A 16,905-nucleotide genomic window follows, 5' to 3' on the forward strand; every position below is an offset into this window, starting at 1 on the left:
GAAGGCGAACCCAACCGATCTCCGCGCGGCACGTGAAGTGCATCGGGAGTGAACACGGGTGTTGAGCCTGGCCAGTGCTCAGGCTGTCGCGTCCTGGGGAATCAGGCCGTCGCCCTCTTCGGGTCGACGGTGCCGGGGCTGATGCGGGTCTTGAGGGTGAAGTCGAACTCCATGGTCCGGTAGGGGCTCGGGAATCCGTGTGCGGCTATGTCCTGGGGGTCCTCATGCAGGACAGTGGTGGCTTGCAGAGCGGCGGGGGCCAGGGCGGCGCCGACGAAATCGACCGGGATGACGGGGTCGCCGTGGAAGTAGACCTCGCCGCGCCAGGGGGCGATCAGGTCGGGGTGGTGGACCTCGTAGTGGATGTGGGCCGGGCGGTACAGGCTGCGGCCGAGAGCTGCGACCGCCTCTATGACTCCCTCGACCTCCTTGACGTGGGCGTCGGCGTAAGCCGCGGGAGTGACGGTGGTGAAGGTGTAGCGGCCTTCGTTGTCGGTGAAGAGATGTCCACGCAGGTTGTCCTTGGGTACTCCGTCGTCGTAAAGCCCGGAGTAGTCGCCGTTGTTGGCCGCGTGGTAGATCTCCATCCTGGCGCCGACGATCGGTCGACGGTGGCCGTCCAGGATCCGGCCGGAGACGACCAGAGGGGTGCCTGGCTCATCGGCACGCATCGGCAGCGCACCGGGGTTGTCGATGCGCGTCGAACCGGGGAGGTAGGTGGGGCTGTCGACCTCTTCGGAGGGGGTGTAGCCGTCCCGGTCGCCCTGGAAGACCTCACTGAACAGCGGCATCGCGACCAACCCCAGAGGGGCACCGGTAGCCGCCTGTACGCGCTGCAACAGGTCAGCGGCGGTGTTGAGGTCGTCGAAGGTCAGTCCTTCCTCGTCCCGCAGGCGGGCCAGAGCCTGTTTGAACGCCGCGACGAGACGTACCGCGCGGGGGTTGATCAAGGTCAGGTCGACGTAGGACGGATCAGTGGTCGTGGTCATTCCAGTCTGCTCCTCGAGAAGTGGGGGATTCGCTACAGGAGTGCAACAGCCGATCGAGGGGGAGGAGCGCGGACGGACACACCGATCGTGCTGGTCATGCCGGTAGTCCGAGTTCCTTGCGGATGGCGGGAGCGACCTCGGTCGCGAGGAGCTCGATGGAGCCGTGAACCATCGGAGCGGGCATACCTCCGAAGTCCACCTGGCCCATGAAGCGGTCGAGGCCGAGAAGCTCGCGCTCGGTGAGGATCTTGTCGATGACCTCCTGAGGACTGCCCACCACCAGGGCTCCGTAAGGGCCGGAGACGGCGTCGAAGTCGGCGCGCGTCACGTGCCAGCCACGTCCGGTGGGCGGTTTGGGTCGCAGATACTCCCGGTAGCGGGGGAAGACGTCGTCGCGTGCGCTCTGGGACGTAACGCCGACGTAGAAGTGGCTGGAGACGGCGAATTCGAGCCGCTCGTACGGGTGGCCGGCGGCGGTTCCGACGGTGCGGTAGTGCTCGACGATCGCGCGAGTGCGGCGGATGTCCCCGCCGATGAGGCCGAGCGCCATGGGCAGGCCGAGACTCCCGGCACGCTCCACGCTGGCGGGAGTGCCGCCCACACCGAGCCACAGAGGCAGTTGTTCCTGAAGAGGGCGTGGTGGGACGGGGAGACCGTCCAGGGCCGGGCGAAATCGGCCCGCCCAGGTCACCTGCCCGGGGTTCTCCCGGACGGCGAGCAGCAAGCGGAGCTTCTCCGAGAACACCTCGTCGTAGTCGTCGAGGTCTACGCCGAAGAGGCGGAAAGCCTCGGCGAAGGCGCTGCGTCCGGCGATGATCTCCGCCCGGCCGCCGCTGAGCAGGTCGAGGGAGGCGAAGTCCTGGTGCAGCCGGACCGGGTCGACGGTGGACAGTACGGACACGGCGCTCGCCAGGCGGATTCGGCCGGTTGCCTGGGCGATCGCGGCCTACGGGACGGCGGGGTTGGCGACGGCGAAGTCCGGACCATGGTGTTCGCCGAGGCCGAAGACGTCCAGGCCCGCCTGGTCTGCGGCGACCGCGTAGGAGACGATCTCGCGGGTGCGGCGACCGGCGTCGTTCAGGTTTCCCGTGGCCTGGTCGGTCTGCAGGTCGGACAGAGAAAGGATGCCGAGTTCCACGGCGAGCTCCTCGAAGTGTCGCAAGCTGGTGCCGGCCCGGCAGGGCGCGGGGCGGTCAGTTGCTGATGGCTGGCATGGCCCGCCGGTAGCGGGTGTCAGTGAGCTGGGAGACGAGGAAGGCGGCGATGTCGCCTCGGCTCATGGCGGAACCGACGCGGTCGTGGCCGAGGAAACCAGCACGAATGCGGCCCGTGGCGGGGCCGTTCGTCGGGTTCGTGATGCGTGCGATGGTGTAGTCGAGGCCGGAGCCGGTGACGGCGTCGGTCATGCTCGTCAGCTCGGACAGCGCGTTGGGGAACAATACTCCGGCCAGGACAGGCAGCACCTTGTGCTTCCAGTGCGGCCCGTCGCGGGAATCGGCCAGAGAAGGCGTGGCCAGGCCGATGAACCGGGTGACCTTCTGCGCCGCCATCGCCTCGACGAGCGTGCGGGTTCCTTCACTCAGGGCGGTGCCGGTCTCGGATCGCTTCAGAGACGGACCGAGTGCGCTGATCACCGCCTCGGCACCCGTGACGGCCTCCTCGACGGCGTCCCGGTCGGTCAACTGCCCGGTGACCACAGTGACGTTCCGGTGGGTGAGCGAGAGCTTGGCAGGAGTGCGGACCAGGGCGGTGACCTGGTGGCCGTCGTCCAGGAGCCGCTGGACGACGAGACGGCCGATGGCGCCGGTCGCGCCAAAGACGGTGACACGCATCAGGGATGGTCCTCGCGTGGGGCTGAGCGGCCGGGCTCGGTCAGAAACTGTAGGGACCGAAGCGGCCCCAGGCCACCAAGGCGGCCAGAATCAACAGGACTGCGTTGAAGGCGATCGCGCCGGGCTCCTTGCGACGGGCGTGGGTGAGCGCGGCCAGCACCATCACGACGACCAGGCCGGTCGCAGCCAGCGGGGTCAGTACGGAGGCGATGCCGGTGGCCGCTGGCAGTATCAGTCCGAGGGCGGCGGCGAACTCCACCACGCCTATGAGGCGGACGGTGCCCTGCGAGAAGTCGGCAACCCAAGGCAGCTTCTCGACCAGCTTGTCCTTGGGCTGGGTGGCCTTCGTGACACCGGCCATGGCGAACATGGCGGCAAGCACGGCCTGCACGATCCACAGGAAGGCGTTCACAGTAGAGGTTCTTTCAGGGAGACGGGCGCACGGGAGGTGGGTGAGGCCGATACACACGGCCAACACACCGCACAAATGGAACAGCCTTCCCAGTTGCGCGATGTCAGCATAGTGACACAACTGGTCCACGCGTTCCACTTCGGTAGAGTGGAGGCATGACTCCTTCCGCGACTCCGGCCGATACCTCAAGCCGGGAGCCCGAACCCGGGCTCCGCGTCGACGCAGAACGCAACCGCGACCGAATCCTTGCCGCGGCCCGTCGCCTCTACGCCGCTGAAGGGCTCGGCGTCTCCATGGCCTCGGTCGCTCGCGAGGCAGGCGTCGGCAAGGCCACCCTCTCTCGCCGCTTCGCCAACCCGGAGGAACTGATCAACGCGGTCTTCGCCGACCGCATGGACGCCTACGCCGAGGCCGTCGCCGTCGCGTTGGACGACCCCGATCCCTGGCACGGCTTCACCGGCTACATCGAGGCGGTCTGCTTCATGCAGGCCGCCGATCGCGGTTTCGCCGACGTCCTGACCATGACCTTTCCCACTGCCAAGGCGCTGGAGACGCGTCGTGCCGAGGCGTACGCGGGGCTCCTCGAACTCATCGCCCGCGCCAAGGCCGCCGGTAATCTCCTCGACGACTTCACCGCGGAGGACCTCGTCATCCTTCTCATGGCCAATGCCGGCGTCATCGCCGCCACCGGCGACGCCGCACCCGACGCCTGGCGCCGCCTGGTCGGCCACATGCTTCGCTCCTACGCCGCGCCGGGCACCGACGCCCCGCCCCTGCCCGCTTCACCCGATCCCCCGACCCTCTTTCGCGCCATGGTCCGTCTCGCCCGGGGCGGTACCTCCCTGTCCAAGAAACCCATCTGACGCTCTGCCAACACCTGCCGCATCTCGGGGGTGAAGCTCAGATCGGTTCAGAGATGCCGGTCATTCCACCTGACGTGAGACCAGCGACGCCTCGTGCGTTTTCAGCCCAACCCCACCGCAACACTCAATCGCCTTCGGTGCCATGCCGCCGAGCCGAACAGCTGCGCCGAGCCGTGGGCGCGCTTGAAGTAGCGGTGGGCGTCGTGTTCCCAAGTGATGCCTATGCCGCCGTGCAGCTGGATGGTCTCGGCCGCGACCGCGGAGAATGCCTCGGAGCAGGCGGACTTGGCAACGGCGGAGAGACGCGCCAGTTCCGACGGATCGCCAAGGGCAGCCACGGCGGCTCCCAGTGCCGCCGAACGCGCCCCCTCTACCAGCACGTACATGTCCGCCAAGCGGTGTTTGACAGCCTGGAAGGATCCGATGGGACGCCCGAACTGCACACGTTCCTTGGCGTAGGCGACGGTGAGTTCGAGGCAGCGTTCGGCCGCGCCGACCTGTTCGGCGGCCAGTGCGACGCAGGCGAGGTCCAGCGCGTGCCACAAGGCCCGCTCCGCCTGGCCGTCCTCCCCCACGAGCCGGCCGGGTGCGTTGTCCAGCCGGATCCGGGCCTGCGCGCGTGTCTGGTCCATCGTGACCAGCGGCTCGCGGTGTACACCGGCTTCGTCGGTATCGACCCGGAACAGCGACACTCCGGCATCGGTGCGGGCAGCGACGAGGAGGACACCAGCCGTTGCCCCGTCCAGTACGTGCTCCTTGGTCCCGGTGATCCGCCATTCGTCGTCCGCACCGCGTACGGCCTGGGCGCGCAGTGTCGCGGGATCCCAGGTGCCGTGTTCCGCCCAGGCGACGGTCGCCGTTGTTCGGCCCTCGGCCAGGGACGGAAGCAGCGTCGCGCAGGCCGCCTCATCGCCCGACGCCAGTAGCGTCTGGGTCGCTAGCACCGAGGATCCGAGAAAGGGTACGGGGCTCAGGCACCGCCCCAGCTCCTCCATGACGACGTGGATTTCGAGCGCGCCGCCTCCTGCCCCTCCGTACTCCTCAGGTACGGCGAGTCCAGCCACGCCGATCTGCTCGGTCAGCGGACGCCAAGCCGCCATGCTCTCGTTCCGGGTGAGGAGGGATCGCACGGCCGAGCGGAGTTCGTCGTGTTCCGCTGTCAGCTTCATCCGTCGGCTCCTTGCTCGAATCGGCTTGTTCGGCACCGCGGTTCAGGGCGCGAGGACGCGGGCGCGGCAGGCTGCCGGAGTGCCCCAGGCGGCGCGCAGAGAGCGTGCCTTGCGGATCCACAGCGACAGGTCCAGCTCCTCGGTGTAGCCGACGGCTCCGTGGCACTGCAGGGCCGTACGGGCAGCGAAGTACACCGCTTCGCCGGACGCCGCCTTCGCCGCCGCGATGTCCCGGTCGGCCCGCGGGGACGCGGACGCGAGCGAGAGCGCGGCGGCGTGGACGAGTGGCTCGGCGAACTCCAGGGCGATCAGGACGTCCGCGAGACGGTGCTTGAGCGCTTGGAAGGAGCCGATCGGCCGGCCGAACTGATGGCGTTGTCGCACATAGGCCACGGTCTTCTCCAGCAGTGCCCGGCCCAGCCCCAGCGCCTGCGCGGCGGTGGTCAGGGTGGCGACGGCGGCAGCGCACGCGGAGGCGCGCGAAACGTGCGGCCCGTCGGCGATGAGGGTGCCGCCGGCCGGGCGGGACAGGCGTCGGGCCGGGTCGGCCGACGGCTGGACGGGGCCGGTGGACCCGGCGATGCGTACGGTGCCGCTGGCCACGATCAGGACCAGGTCGGCCGTGTCCGCGTCCAGCGTGTAGGGGCTGTCGTCGGTGAGCGGGTTCAAGGTCGCCACCGTCTTGCCGGAGGCGATGCCGGGCAGCCAGGTGGCGGCCGCGGTGCGGTCGCCGAGGCGGTCCAGCAGGGCCGCCGCGGCCACGGTCTCCACCAGGGGGCCGGGCACCGCATGTCGCCCCAACTCGGTGAATGCCACGGTGAGTTCAACTGGGAGCAGGCCGAGGCCGTCGTATTCCTCGGGGGTCGCGAGAGCGAAGACGCCGGAGTCCGCGAGGCGGGCCCACAGGGCACGGCCGGGACCCTGGTCGCCGCGGGCCCAAGCGCGGGCGGCGTCCGGGGTGTCCGCCGCTGCGAGCATGCCGTGCAGTGAACGCGCGAACTCCCGCTGCCCGTCGTCGAGGAGGAAGCGCATCACCGGCGTCCCTTCGGAAGGCCGAGCAGCCGCTCGGCGATGATGTCGCGCTGGATCTCGTTGGTGCCCGCGTAGATCGGCCCGGCCAGGGAGAAGGTATGGCCCTCGGCCCAACTGCCATGATCGGGCGCCTCGTCGGCATGGTCGGCGAGTTCGCCGTAAGGGCCGAGCAGGTCGAGCGCGGTCTCGTGGAGGGCGATGTCCAGCTCGGACCAGTACACCTTGTTCATGCTCGACTCGGCGCCGATCGAGCCGCCGGAGGCGATGCGTGAGGCACCCGCGTAGGTGAACAACTGGTACGCGCGAGCGCCGATCACGGCGTCGGCGACGCGGTCACGCAGTGCGGTGTCGGTGGGGTCAGCCTGGTCCCTCCACAGGCGGACAAGACGCTCGGCGGCGGCGATGAAGCGGCCGGGGCTGCGCAGGGTGAGGCCGCGTTCGTTGCCCGCAGTGCTCATCGCGACCCGCCAGCCCTGTCCGGGCTCGCCGATGACGTCCGCGTCGGGTACGAAGACGTCGTCGAGGAAGAGTTCCGCGAAGGCCGGCTTTCCATCGAGGCGACCGATGGGCCGTACGGTCACGCCGTCGGCGTCGAGCGGGAACATCAGGTAGGTCAGGCCCCGGTGGGGCTTGGCCTCGTCCGCGCCATCCCGGTCGCTGCGGAAGAGACCGAAGGCGCGGTCGGCGAAGGCGGCACGGGAGGACCAGGTCTTCTGGCCGTTCAACAGCCATCCTCCGTCAGTCCGTCGGGCGGTGGAGCGCAAGGAGGCGAGATCTGAACCGGCTTCGGGTTCCGACCAGGCCTGGGCCCAGATCGTCTCTCCGGTGGCCATGGCGGGGAGGATACGGGCACGCTGCTCGGGGGTGCCGTGCTCGAAGAGGGTCGGGGCCAGCAGGTTGATGCCGTTCTGGCTGACCCGTCCGGGTGCGTCGGCCGTGTAGTACTCCTCCTCGAAGATCAGCCATTTCAGCATCGAGGCTCCCCGACCGCCGTACTCCTCGGGCCAGGAGACCACCGACCAGCGATCGGCGGACAGGGTGCGCTCCCATTCCCGGTGGGCGGCGAAGCCCTCCTCGGTCTCCAGGGAGGGCAGGGGCGTTTCGGGCACGTGCGCGGTGAGCCACGCGCGAGCCTCGGTGCGGAAATCGTCCTCGGCCGCGGAGAAGTCGAGGTCCATCAGGCTCCTGCCTCCTTCATCGCGCGGACGTCCAGGCCCCCGAGGGAGTCGGCCGCCGTCTCGGCGTTGTGCGCGTGAGCGAGGTGGTGCAGTCCGAAGACGGAGTCCATGCCGGTGTGCAGGCCCTGAAGATCCTCGGCCTGGTTGACGGCGCGCTTGGTGAGAGCTAGGCCCATGCGCGGCATCTCGGCGATGCGGACCGCCAGCTCCATGGTGTGGTCGATCAGTTCGGCGCGGGGCACCACCCGGTTGACCATGCCGACCTCGTACGCCCGTCGTGCGGTCATACGGTCGCCCGTGTACAGGAACTCCTTGGCGATCCGCGGCGGCATCGCCCACGGATGGGCGAAGTACTCGACGCCGGGGATACCCATGCGGACCACCGGATCCGCGAAGAAGGCGTCCTCGGAGGCGACGATCAGGTCGCAGACCCACGCGAGCATCAGACCACCGGCGATGCACGCGCCCTGCACGGAGGCGATGGACGGCTTGGGCATTTCGCGCCAGCGGCGGCACATGCCCAGGTAGACCTCCGACTCGCGGGCGAACCGGCTCTCCGCGCCCCGCTTGTCCGAGTGGTCCCACCACAGTCCGGCCCTGCGCTCGAACGGCAGATGCGCGTCCCGCTCCGGGGTGCCGATGTCGTGCCCCGCGGAGAAGTGCTTGCCCTCCCCCGCGAGGACCACGACCTTGACTTCTTCGTCCTCGGCCGCCCGATAGAAGGCCCGGTCCAGGGCGTACGTCATCGCGGAGTTCTGGGCGTTGCGGTAGTCGGGCCGATCCATCGTGACCACGGCGACAGGTCCCCGGCGCTCGTAGCGGACGGGTTCCCCCGGTGCGGTGCGGGCAGCGGACATCCGCCCTCTCCTTCTCTAACAAGTGTTTGGTAGGTTAACGTACGAGGAGTCAGCCGTCGAGAGCCGCCCGGAGCCGCCCATGAGCAGCGTCGAGGAGTTCCGCATCGAGTTCCGCGCGTGGCTTCGGGCGCACCTCACGGGTGAGTTCGCCGGTCTTCGCGGTCGCGGCGGACCCGGGCGCGAGCACGAGGCCTTCGCCGAACGCCTCGCCTGGGAGCAGCACTTGGCCGATGCGGGCTGGACGTGCGTGGGCTGGCCGAAGGAATACGGCGGCCGGGGTGCGAGTCTGGAGCAGCAGGTGGCCCTGCATGAGGAGTACGCACTCGCCGATGCTCCAGCCCGCGTCAACCACATCGGCGAGCAGCTGCTCGGCCCGACCCTCATCGCCTTCGGGACACCCGAGCAGCGCGACCGCTTCCTGCCACCGATCGTGGCCGTGCGGGAGCTGTGGTGCCAGGGTTACAGCGAGCCGGACGCCGGCTCCGACCTGGCGAACGTACGCACCCGCGCCGTACGTGACGGCGAGGAGTGGCTGGTCACCGGGCAGAAGATCTGGACCTCGCTGGCGCACGAGTCCGACTGGTGTTTCGTCGTTGCTCGTACGGAACCCGGGTCCAGCCGTCACCATGGGCTGTCCTACCTGTTGGTACCGCTGAAGCAGCCGGGCGTGGAGATCCGCCCGATCACCCAGCTGACCGGCACCTCCGAGTTCAACGAGGTGTTCTTCGACGGAGCGCGTACGGCGGCCGGCCATGTCGTCGGGGAACCGAGCGACGGCTGGAAGATCGCCATGGCCACCCTGGGCTTCGAGCGGGGTGTGTCCACACTCGGGCAACAGGTCGGCTTCCGGCGCGAGTTGGAGGCGCTCATCGAACTGGCGCGGCGCAACGGCGCCGCCCGGGACCCACTGATCCGCGACCGCCTGGCCCGAGCCTGGACCGGCCTGGAGATCATCCGCTTCAACGCGCTGCGCATGCTCGAAGGGGTCGCCTCCGGCGCCCCCGGAGCCGAGGCGTCCATCGGCAAGATCTTCTGGGCCACCTGGCACCGGGAACTGGGCGAACTCGCCATGGACGTGTGCGGCACCGAGGGCATGCTGGCGGTGGACGGGCCGTACGAACTCACCGACTGGCAGCGCCTGTTCCTGTTCTCCCGCGCCGACACCATCTACGCCGGTTCCAACGAGATCCAGCGGAACATCATCGCCGAGCGCGTCCTCGGCCTGCCCAAGGAGGCTCGCCCGTGACCACCTCACCGCCGCCCCGTGTACCCGGCCACCACCTGCTGACCGGACGTGGCGCGGTCGTGACTGCGGCGGCCGGAGCCGGTATCGGTGGGGCGACCGCGCGCAGACTGCTGGAGGAGGGCGCAAGCGTCGTCGTGTCGGATGCGCATGCGCGCCGACTCAAGGAGTCCGCCGCGGAACTCGCCGACGCCTTCGGGGCCGACCGGGTCGCCTCCCTGCCCTGCGACGTCACCGACGAGGACCAGGTGGCCGCGCTGTTCGACCTCGCCGAGGAACGGCACGGACGGCTGGACATCGTCGTCAACAACGCCGGACTCGGCGGTACCGCCGATCTGGTCGACATGAGCGACGAGCAGTGGAGCCGGGTGCTCGACGTGACGCTGAACGGCACTTTCCGGTGCACGCGTGCCGCGCTGCGGCGGATGAAGGCCGGGGGCGAGGGTGGAGTCGTCGTGAACAACGCCTCGGTCATCGGGTGGCGGGCACAGAGGGGCCAGGCGCACTACGCCGCCGCGAAGGCGGGTGTGATGGCGCTGACGCGGTGCGCTGCCGTGGAGGCAGCCGAGTACGGGGTCCGGGTCAACGCGGTGGCGCCGAGTCTGGCCATGCACCCTCATCTGGTGAAGGTGACGACACCGGAGCTGCTGGAGGAGCTGACCGCGAGGGAGGCGTTCGGGCGGTACGCCGAGCCCTGGGAGGTGGCCAACGTGATCGTGTTCCTGGCGTCCGGTTACTCCTCGTACATGACCGGCGAGATCGTCTCCGTGAGCAGCCAGCATGCGTGAGGTGACAATGACCCGGTGCCGAACCGCAGTAGTGACCGTAAGAAGACGACCGTGAGCGCCGCCCCCGAACGGCGCGGGGAGCTCCTGGCCACCGCCGCCGAGGTGTTCGCCGCGCAGGGCTACCGCGCCACCACCGTCCGGAAGATCGCGGACGCGGCGGGGATGCTCGCGGGCAGCCTCTACTACCACTTCGACTCCAAGGAGTCGATGATCGACGAGATCCTCTCGACGTTCCTCGACGACCTGTGGTCCCGCTACGACGCCGTGCTCGCCGCCGGTCTCGGGCCCAGGGAGACCGTCGAGGCCCTCGTCACCGAGTCCTTCCGGGAGATCGACCGGCATCATGCGGCGGTCGCCATCTACCAGAAGGAGTCCAAGCACTTGCAGGCCCAGCCGCGCTTCGCCTATCTCACCGACTCCCAGGCGAAGTTCGAGAAGGCGTGGCTGGGCACGCTGGAACGCGGAGTGGCCGACCAGGTCTTCCGCGCCGACCTCGACGTCCGGCTGACGTACCGCTTCCTGCGCGACACCGTCTGGGTGGCCGCGTCCTGGTACCGGCCGGGCGGGCAGCACAGCCCGGAGGAGATCGCCCGCCAGTACCTGTCGATGGTGCTGGAGGGCATCACCCTGCGGCAATGACCCCGTGAGAGTGATGAGGAGTGACCATGGCCGAGGCATACATCGTCGAAGCGGTCCGTACCCCGGTCGGTAAGCGGAACGGCGGGCTGTCCGCCGTGCACCCCGCCGACCTGGGCGCGCATGTGCTCAAGACGCTGATGGAGCGTTCGGGAGCCGACCCGGCAGCGGTCGAGGACGTCGTCTTCGGCTGCTTGGACACCGTGGGCCCGCAGGCCGGCGACATCGCCCGCACCTGCTGGCTGGCGGCCGGCCTGCCGGAGGAGGTGCCGGGCACCACCGTGGACCGGCAGTGCGGTTCCTCCCAGCAGGCCGTGCACTTCGCCGCCCAGGGCGTACTCTCCGGCACCCAGGACCTGGTGGTCGCGGGCGGTGTGCAGAACATGTCGATGATCCCCATCGCTTTCGCCACCCGGCAGGCCGCCGAGCCCCTCGGGCTGACACAGGGGCCGTACGCGGGCTCAGAGGGCTGGCGGGCCCGCTACGGCGACCGGCCCGTCAACCAGTTCGCCGGGGCCGAGATGATCGCCGAGAAGTGGGGCATCTCCCGCCAGGACATGGAGGAGTTTGCGCTGCGCTCGCACCAGCGGGCCGTCCGCGCGATCGACGAGGGACGCTTCGACCGTGAACTCGTTCCCTACGGCGCTGTCACCGCCGACGAGGGGCCGCGCCGCGACACGAGCGTGGAGAAGATGGCGGGCCTGAAGCCGGTGATCGAGGGCGGGAAGCTGACGGCGGCGGTCTCCTCGCAAGTCTCCGACGGCGCCTCGGCGATGCTGCTGGCGAGTGAACGGGCCGTACGGGAGCACGGGTTGACCCCGCGCGCCCGCGTCCACCACCTCTCGGTGCGCGGCGAGGATCCGATCCGCATGCTGTCCGCTCCGATACCGGCGACCGCGTACGCGCTGAAGCGGGCCGGCATGACGCTCGACGACATCGACCTGGTCGAGATCAACGAGGCCTTCGCCTCTGTGGTGTTGGCCTGGATCAAGGAGACCGGTGCCGATCCGGAGAAGGTGAACGTGAACGGAGGCGCGATCGCGCTCGGCCACCCGCTCGGCGCGAGCGGCGCCAAGCTGATGACCACGCTCCTGCACGAACTGGAGCGCACCGGCGGTCGGTTCGGACTGCAGACCATGTGCGAGGGCGGCGGCCAGGCCAACGTCACCATCATCGAGCGGCTCTGAGAAGCTCACCGACGACCAAGAGCAGCTACTGGCCTTCTGTAGTTTCCCGGTCCGCCACCACTGGGCCCACCTGCGCAGCGCCAACCCCATCGAGTCCGGGTCCCCCACCGTCCGCCTCCGGACCACGGTAACCCGCGGCTCCGTCCACCGCACCGCCGCCCTGGCCATGGTCTTCAAGCTCGTCGAGTGCCCGAAGCCCTGCGCTGCGTGATGCGACAGGCTTGATTCCGCCGGCGGGTACATCCTCGTCAAAGCGATCACCGCGCCCGCACCTGGATGCGCGGTCCGCCACGGCACTTCTCCCCCAGGCCGGCAAGGCCCCGCTCAGTTTGACGGGCCTTGCCGGTCCACCGTCAGCGGCGCCACTCCGACAAGCTCGGCGAAGTCCTCGCGCCGTCGGCCCTCGCCGGGCAACCGCCCGATCACACACCCCGCACCGTTCCAGCGCGCAATGCGCGAATTCCAAGGATCCAGTGGGCAAGGGGGCAAATCCGCACCCGCCATCAGTACAGCCCCTTTTACACACGACCAGCTGCCTCCTGGAAATGCGAGCGCCACTGGCCTCGGAGAACATGAAGAAGTCAGAAACGGACCGATCCCAGCACACGGCTCGACCAGAAGCGTCACAACCACTGGGAACCAGGAGAGAACCATGACCGTGTCCGACGGCTACACCTTCCCGCTGAATGAGAACGTCGGCCGAACCCCCGTGCGGTTCAAGAACCGCTACGGCATCGAGGTCGCCGCAGACCTCTACGTACCGAAGAGCGCGGAAGGCAGACTCCCCACTCTGGCCATCAGTGGGCCCTTCGGCGCTGTCAAGGAGCAATCGTCCGGCCTCTACGCGAACGAGTTCGCTCGCCGCGGCTATGTCACCCTCGCGTTCGACCCGTCCTTCACCGGCGAAAGCGGAGGCGACAACCGCGACGTCGCCTCGCCCGACATCTACACCGAGGACTACAGCGCGGCCGTCGACTTCCTCGGGCTACAGAAGATCGTCGACCGCGAGCGGATCGGCCTGCAGGCCATCTGTGGCCTGAGCGGCATGGCGCTCACAGCGGCAGCCGCCGACAGCCGTATCAAGGCGGTCGCCACGTGCTCGATGTACGACATGTCGCGCAGCATCTCCCGCGGCTACAGGGACAGCTACACGCCCCAGCAGCGCCATGAGGTTGTGGACTACCTCAGCAGGCAGCGCTGGATCGACGCCGAGACCGGCACCTTCGCGCGGGCGTCCCACGAAGTGCCCTTCGACGCGGACGGCAACCTGACCGTGACGAACCGAACGCTTCCCGAGACCCTCCCCAAGGACGCCAACCCGATCGTCTCCAGCTTCTTCGACTACTACCGGACCGAGCGCGGATTCCACCCTCGATCGATCAACTCCACCACCGCGTGGACCGCGACCACCCCCACGGCGTTCTTCGCGTTCCCCATGATGTCGAACATCGCCATGCTCGCACCCCGCCGGGCCCTTTTGGTGGCCGGAGCCAACGCTCACTCGCGCTACTACTCCGAGGACGTCCAGGCGACGGCACCCGGCAACATCGAACTCGTGATCGTTCCGGAGGCAGACCACGTCGATCTGTACGACCGCACGGAACTCATCCCCTTCGACAGGCTCGACGAGTTCTTCACCAAGAACCTCGCCATCTGAGAAGGGCACATCGCTGGCATCGACCTCTCGGCAATCCGATGCCAGCGCACCGCCAGGCCGGGTTCCAGCGTCGGTGCCCTGGCCGTGAGGCGTCCCAGACGCATTCGGTGGGATTGTGGTGCGGGCTGTAGCTGGCGCCGCATCACAGATTCAGACCAGGCTGGGCGGCGACGAAGTCACGCACGATCCGGGCGTGGTGGATCTGATCGTCGTCACAGATCGCCGCGGCGTGGGAGAAATCCGCCGCCAGCTGGTGCGGCAGCCCGCGTCCATCAGACCCAAGGCAGACCACTCCACCGATCCCGGAGCAGTTCACCGGTGAGCTCAGACTCGGCTGGGACGTCGAACCCGACTCACGTACCGACGAAAAGTCGGGGTCCTTCTTCTGCAAGCTATTCACGAGATAGACCAGGGCAAAGTCCCTTTTGCCTTTGCGGCTGAATTCCCACCAGGTCCGCCAGTGACGGCGCTCCTGCTGATCTCGGTGAATCCCGTACAGGGGAAGGTTTCTTCCCCCTCACAACCAGCCGATCCGCTGTCATGCTGGCAGCCATACCCCGCAATTCCCTTTCGAGGAGCAACCCCTCGTGTCTTCCCCCCTCCCGCCCCACGGTCGCGTCGCCTTCCACTCCGGATACGGCCACACCGCCGTCCTCGCCGCCTGAGCTGGCCGAGGAGGTCATCAAGGCCCTCGGCTGACCCGGCACCGCCTCAGAAAGCAGAAAGAGACAGCACGAATGGACACCAACGCGACCCTCCCCAGCGTGGGACAGACCTGGCTGGCCGAGCTCGGCCCCTTCAACGCCGAGATCACCTTCGAATCGGAGTCCAAGGTCAGCTTCGCGCTGACAACGGGCGATCACAAGGGCAAGACCGAGACCATGGACTACACCGCGACCAAGGTCCGCGACGGCCTGTACGTCGTGCGGTGGGTCGAGCCCGTCTCCGGTGATGTCGTCACGCACGTCCAGGACTACACGGCGGGGACGTCCCTGGCCAGCTCCATCGTCAGCGGGGAATTCGTCCAGCTCACCGGGAAGTGGACCCGCATCCGCTGAACAGCGGGCGCTCGCCGACTACACACGGCCCGTAAACCGATGTTCGATGCGGGCGAGGGCTCGTATTTCTCCGAGCCTGCTTGTCCGAAGCCCACCGTGGCCTTCCATCGGACCCTGCTGGAAGGCCGCGGTGACGTGATGTGTCCTGCCGCGCCCTTCGACCGAATGGGATAGGTCGGCGAGCTCACGGCCGCAGCTGCTGGAGCGCTGCATACGCCTCCCCCATGACACGGTCGACGAGTTCGGCGCAGGAGGGCAGATCGTCGATCAGGCCGGCGACCTGCCCGGCGGCCATCACGCCCAGGTCGGTGCGGCCATCGACCATGGCCGCCTTCAGCAGCATGGGGGTGTTGGCCGCCAGCAGGACCTGGCTCCAGGTGAGGTCCTTGCCGTGCTTCATCGCCAGTCCGTCGCGGATCATGGCGGCCCAGCCCATGCCGGACTCCCGCTTGAACGCGGACGCGTGGCGCAGCGCGCGCAGCAGCGCGGCGGCCCGGCCCGAGCGTTCCAGCGTGTCGACGAGTTCGCTGCGCAGCATCCGGTGGGGCAGGCCGTCGACCTTGGTGGTGACGGTGATGTCCTGCACTCCCGCCGCCAGATAGCGGGCCTTGACGGCGTCCGGGACCGTGCTGTCCGAGGTGAGCAAAAAGCGGGTGCCCATCGCGACACCCGCGGCGCCGTAGGCCAGTGCGGCCACCAGTCCGCGCCCGTCGTGGAAGCCTCCCGCCGCGATCACCGGGATGTCCACGGCGTCCACCACCTGCGGCAGCAGGACCGTGGTGGCGACGGCACCCGTATGGCCGCCGCCCTCGCCTCCCTGCACGATCACCGCATCGGCTCCCCAGGCGGCGACCTTCTCGGCGTGCCGCCGGGCACCGATCGAGGGCACGACGATCACGCCCGCGTCCTTCAGGCGCGCGATCAGCTCCCGGCTCGGCGCGAGCGCGAACGACGCAACCCTCACACCCTCGTCGAGGATGACGTGCACCCGGTCGACCGCGTCCGAGGCGTCCGCCCGCAGGTTCACCCCGAACGGGGCGTCCGTACGGGACTTGACCTCGCGGACGGCCGCGCGCAGTTGCTCTACGGTCATCGTTGCGGAGGCGAGAATCCCCAGCGCGCCGGCGTTGGCCGCGGCACTCACCAGCCGTGGACCGGCCACCCAGCCCATGCCGGTCTGGACGATCGGGTACCGCACCCCGACGAGTTTGGTGAGCGGAGTGACGATCGCGGTGTCGCTCATGCGGGCACCTCACGGTTCCGCGCGCCGCCCGGGTCGATGACCTCCCGGATCAGGCGCAGTTCATCGCCTGTCGGTTCGCGGGTAAACGGCACTTCGTCGGGGACGGCGAGCTCGAACCCGGTGGCCTCCAGCACCTGTTCTACCGTGACGCCAGGGTGTAGGGAGCGCAGCCGCATCGTGTGGTCCGCGGTGTCGAAGTCGAACACGCCCAGGTTGCTGATGACTTCGGGGATGCGGTGATAGCGCATGGCGGAGGGACCGGCCGCGGCGGCCCGGTCGTAGCCGACCCCGCTGACCATGTCGACGCGTTCGACGAAGACGCGGGACGAGTGCTTGGGGATCCAGTAACTGGTGGGGTTGTTGAGGGTGTTGACGGGAGCGCCGCGCACTCCCAGCAGTTGCCGTTTGGGACGGGCCCAGTCGCCGATGCAGGAGATGTTCTGGTTGCCGTGGCGGTCCACCTGGCTCGCGCCCATCATGACGTGCCGCCGCCCGGTGGCCACCAGCGCGAGATGCTGACGGTACGGCAGCCAGCCCTCCACAACCTGGGTGGGAGCGCCGACGGCCGGGACGTCGCCGATGAGTAGCGCCTCGCCGTCGGTGAGCAGCAGATCGGGGGCGAAGGCCAGCTTGGCCAGCCGGGCGCCGATGGTCGGGACGGTGCCCATGGGGCTGGCGAGGATCTCCCCGGCGTCCCGCCAGGCCTCCGCGCAGGCCACAACGCAGTACTCGGCGCGGGTCGTCTCGTTCGTCATGGGTGC

19 protein-coding genes and 1 pseudogene are annotated in these 16,905 nt (G+C 68.9%); 8 read left to right on the forward strand and 12 right to left on the reverse strand.

From position 1 onward, the window contains the following. Nucleotides 1-101 precede the first annotated feature (101 nt). The 5 genes from ABZ928_RS40245 to ABZ928_RS40265 all read right to left on the reverse strand — a co-directional run bounded on the left by ABZ928_RS40245 (nt 102) and on the right by ABZ928_RS40265 (nt 3,233). Entirely contained in the window at nt 102-989 is an 888-nt protein-coding gene (locus tag ABZ928_RS40245) for a hypothetical protein (protein WP_361530258.1), read from the reverse strand. A 94-nt stretch (nt 990-1,083) separates the two neighbouring features. Then, nucleotides 1,084-1,929, reverse strand: coding sequence for an LLM class flavin-dependent oxidoreductase (locus ABZ928_RS40250; protein ID WP_361530615.1), 846 nt, complete (start codon nt 1,927-1,929; stop codon nt 1,084-1,086). 6 nt (nt 1,930-1,935) lie between these two features. Further along, complete coding sequence (locus ABZ928_RS40255; protein WP_361530261.1) at nt 1,936-2,127, reverse strand: LLM class flavin-dependent oxidoreductase; 192 nt, start codon at nt 2,125-2,127, stop codon at nt 1,936-1,938. Between the two features lie 55 nt (nt 2,128-2,182). Next, a complete protein-coding gene (locus tag ABZ928_RS40260; protein WP_361530264.1) occupies nt 2,183-2,821 on the reverse strand; it encodes an NAD(P)H-binding protein in 639 nt (212 codons plus the stop codon). A 40-nt stretch (nt 2,822-2,861) separates the two neighbouring features. Further along, nucleotides 2,862-3,233, reverse strand: coding sequence for a DoxX family protein (locus tag ABZ928_RS40265; protein WP_361530266.1), 372 nt, complete (start codon nt 3,231-3,233; stop codon nt 2,862-2,864). Nucleotides 3,234-3,388: 155 nt separating this feature from the next. Between ABZ928_RS40265 and ABZ928_RS40270 the strand changes: the two genes are divergently transcribed. Continuing rightward, complete coding sequence (locus tag ABZ928_RS40270) at nt 3,389-4,096, forward strand: TetR/AcrR family transcriptional regulator (RefSeq protein ID WP_361530269.1); 708 nt, start codon at nt 3,389-3,391, stop codon at nt 4,094-4,096. Between the two features lie 101 nt (nt 4,097-4,197). On the opposite strand, the gene ABZ928_RS40275 is transcribed toward ABZ928_RS40270, so the two are convergent. From ABZ928_RS40275 to ABZ928_RS40290, 4 genes are read right to left on the reverse strand one after another with little or no spacing between them, the layout of a single operon-like run. After that, complete coding sequence (locus ABZ928_RS40275) at nt 4,198-5,265, reverse strand: acyl-CoA dehydrogenase family protein (protein ID WP_361530272.1); 1,068 nt, start codon at nt 5,263-5,265, stop codon at nt 4,198-4,200. Nucleotides 5,266-5,307: 42 nt separating this feature from the next. After that, on the reverse strand, nt 5,308-6,297 hold the full coding sequence (locus tag ABZ928_RS40280; RefSeq protein WP_361530275.1) for an acyl-CoA dehydrogenase family protein: 990 nt from the start codon (nt 6,295-6,297) through the stop codon (nt 5,308-5,310). Beyond that, nucleotides 6,297-7,475, reverse strand: coding sequence for an acyl-CoA dehydrogenase family protein (locus tag ABZ928_RS40285; protein ID WP_361530278.1), 1,179 nt, complete (start codon nt 7,473-7,475; stop codon nt 6,297-6,299). The genes ABZ928_RS40280 and ABZ928_RS40285 overlap by 1 nt, the downstream gene beginning before the upstream one ends. Continuing rightward, a complete protein-coding gene (locus ABZ928_RS40290; RefSeq protein WP_361530281.1) occupies nt 7,475-8,332 on the reverse strand; it encodes an enoyl-CoA hydratase in 858 nt (285 codons plus the stop codon). Before ABZ928_RS40290 ends, ABZ928_RS40285 begins: the two co-directional genes overlap by 1 nt. Nucleotides 8,333-8,411: 79 nt before the next feature. Between ABZ928_RS40290 and ABZ928_RS40295 the strand changes: the two genes are divergently transcribed. From ABZ928_RS40295 to ABZ928_RS40320, 6 genes and pseudogenes are all read left to right on the forward strand, one after another. Further along, entirely contained in the window at nt 8,412-9,578 is a 1,167-nt protein-coding gene (locus ABZ928_RS40295) for an acyl-CoA dehydrogenase family protein (protein WP_361530284.1), read from the forward strand. Next, nucleotides 9,575-10,363, forward strand: coding sequence for an SDR family oxidoreductase (locus ABZ928_RS40300; protein ID WP_361530286.1), 789 nt, complete (start codon nt 9,575-9,577; stop codon nt 10,361-10,363). The genes ABZ928_RS40295 and ABZ928_RS40300 overlap by 4 nt, the downstream gene beginning before the upstream one ends. 51 nt (nt 10,364-10,414) lie before the next feature. Next, nucleotides 10,415-11,002: a TetR/AcrR family transcriptional regulator gene (locus ABZ928_RS40305; protein ID WP_361530288.1), complete on the forward strand. Its 588-nt coding sequence runs from the start codon at nt 10,415-10,417 to the stop codon at nt 11,000-11,002. A 26-nt stretch (nt 11,003-11,028) separates the two neighbouring features. Beyond that, on the forward strand, nt 11,029-12,186 hold the full coding sequence (locus ABZ928_RS40310; RefSeq protein WP_361530291.1) for an acetyl-CoA C-acetyltransferase: 1,158 nt from the start codon (nt 11,029-11,031) through the stop codon (nt 12,184-12,186). Nucleotides 12,187-12,190: 4 nt separating this feature from the next. After that, nucleotides 12,191-12,370, forward strand: a pseudogene (locus ABZ928_RS40315) (IS256 family transposase); the annotation flags it as partial. Nucleotides 12,371-12,838: 468 nt separating this feature from the next. Next, nucleotides 12,839-13,843 carry an alpha/beta hydrolase gene (locus tag ABZ928_RS40320; RefSeq protein WP_361530294.1) on the forward strand — a complete coding sequence of 335 codons (1,005 nt, stop codon included), beginning with the start codon at nt 12,839-12,841 and terminating at the stop codon, nt 13,841-13,843. 142 nt (nt 13,844-13,985) lie between these two features. Here ABZ928_RS40320 and ABZ928_RS40325 read toward each other — a convergent pair whose 3' ends face one another. Beyond that, nucleotides 13,986-14,234, reverse strand: a complete 249-nt coding sequence (locus ABZ928_RS40325; RefSeq protein WP_361530297.1) for a hypothetical protein — start codon at nt 14,232-14,234, stop codon at nt 13,986-13,988. A 346-nt stretch (nt 14,235-14,580) separates the two neighbouring features. On the opposite strand from ABZ928_RS40325, the gene ABZ928_RS40330 reads away from it, so the two are divergent. Beyond that, nucleotides 14,581-14,901 carry a MoaF N-terminal domain-containing protein gene (locus ABZ928_RS40330; RefSeq protein ID WP_361530300.1) on the forward strand — a complete coding sequence of 107 codons (321 nt, stop codon included), beginning with the start codon at nt 14,581-14,583 and terminating at the stop codon, nt 14,899-14,901. Nucleotides 14,902-15,085: 184 nt separating this feature from the next. On the opposite strand, the gene ABZ928_RS40335 is transcribed toward ABZ928_RS40330, so the two are convergent. Then, nucleotides 15,086-16,144, reverse strand: coding sequence for a nitronate monooxygenase (locus ABZ928_RS40335; protein ID WP_361530303.1), 1,059 nt, complete (start codon nt 16,142-16,144; stop codon nt 15,086-15,088). Beyond that, entirely contained in the window at nt 16,141-16,899 is a 759-nt protein-coding gene (locus tag ABZ928_RS40340; protein WP_361530618.1) for a CoA-transferase, read from the reverse strand. The genes ABZ928_RS40335 and ABZ928_RS40340 overlap by 4 nt, the downstream gene beginning before the upstream one ends. Nucleotides 16,900-16,905: the final 6 nt, after the last annotated feature.

The sequence above is a fragment of the Streptomyces sp. NPDC046909 genome (assembly GCF_040644695.1).
GTDB lineage: Bacteria > Actinomycetota > Actinomycetes > Streptomycetales > Streptomycetaceae > Streptomyces.

Bases quoted from the DNA above. Each gene is read 5' to 3' on its own strand.
- ABZ928_RS40275 (WP_361530272.1), bottom strand. From the start codon at position 5,265: ATGAAGCTGACAGCGGAACACGACGAACTCCGCTCGGCCGTGCGATCC.
- ABZ928_RS40285 (WP_361530278.1), bottom strand. From the start codon at position 7,475: ATGGACCTCGACTTCTCCGCGGCCGAGGACGATTTCCGCACCGAGGCT.
- ABZ928_RS40270 (WP_361530269.1), top strand. From the start codon at position 3,389: ATGACTCCTTCCGCGACTCCGGCCGATACCTCAAGCCGGGAGCCCGAA.
- ABZ928_RS40340 (WP_361530618.1), bottom strand. From the start codon at position 16,899: ATGACGAACGAGACGACCCGCGCCGAGTACTGCGTTGTGGCCTGCGCG.
- ABZ928_RS40245 (WP_361530258.1), bottom strand. From the start codon at position 989: ATGACCACGACCACTGATCCGTCCTACGTCGACCTGACCTTGATCAAC.
- ABZ928_RS40280 (WP_361530275.1), bottom strand. From the start codon at position 6,297: ATGCGCTTCCTCCTCGACGACGGGCAGCGGGAGTTCGCGCGTTCACTG.
- ABZ928_RS40295 (WP_361530284.1), top strand. From the start codon at position 8,412: ATGAGCAGCGTCGAGGAGTTCCGCATCGAGTTCCGCGCGTGGCTTCGG.
- ABZ928_RS40320 (WP_361530294.1), top strand. From the start codon at position 12,839: ATGACCGTGTCCGACGGCTACACCTTCCCGCTGAATGAGAACGTCGGC.
- ABZ928_RS40310 (WP_361530291.1), top strand. From the start codon at position 11,029: ATGGCCGAGGCATACATCGTCGAAGCGGTCCGTACCCCGGTCGGTAAG.
- ABZ928_RS40335 (WP_361530303.1), bottom strand. From the start codon at position 16,144: ATGAGCGACACCGCGATCGTCACTCCGCTCACCAAACTCGTCGGGGTG.
- ABZ928_RS40290 (WP_361530281.1), bottom strand. From the start codon at position 8,332: ATGTCCGCTGCCCGCACCGCACCGGGGGAACCCGTCCGCTACGAGCGC.
- ABZ928_RS40260 (WP_361530264.1), bottom strand. From the start codon at position 2,821: ATGCGTGTCACCGTCTTTGGCGCGACCGGCGCCATCGGCCGTCTCGTC.
- ABZ928_RS40330 (WP_361530300.1), top strand. From the start codon at position 14,581: ATGGACACCAACGCGACCCTCCCCAGCGTGGGACAGACCTGGCTGGCC.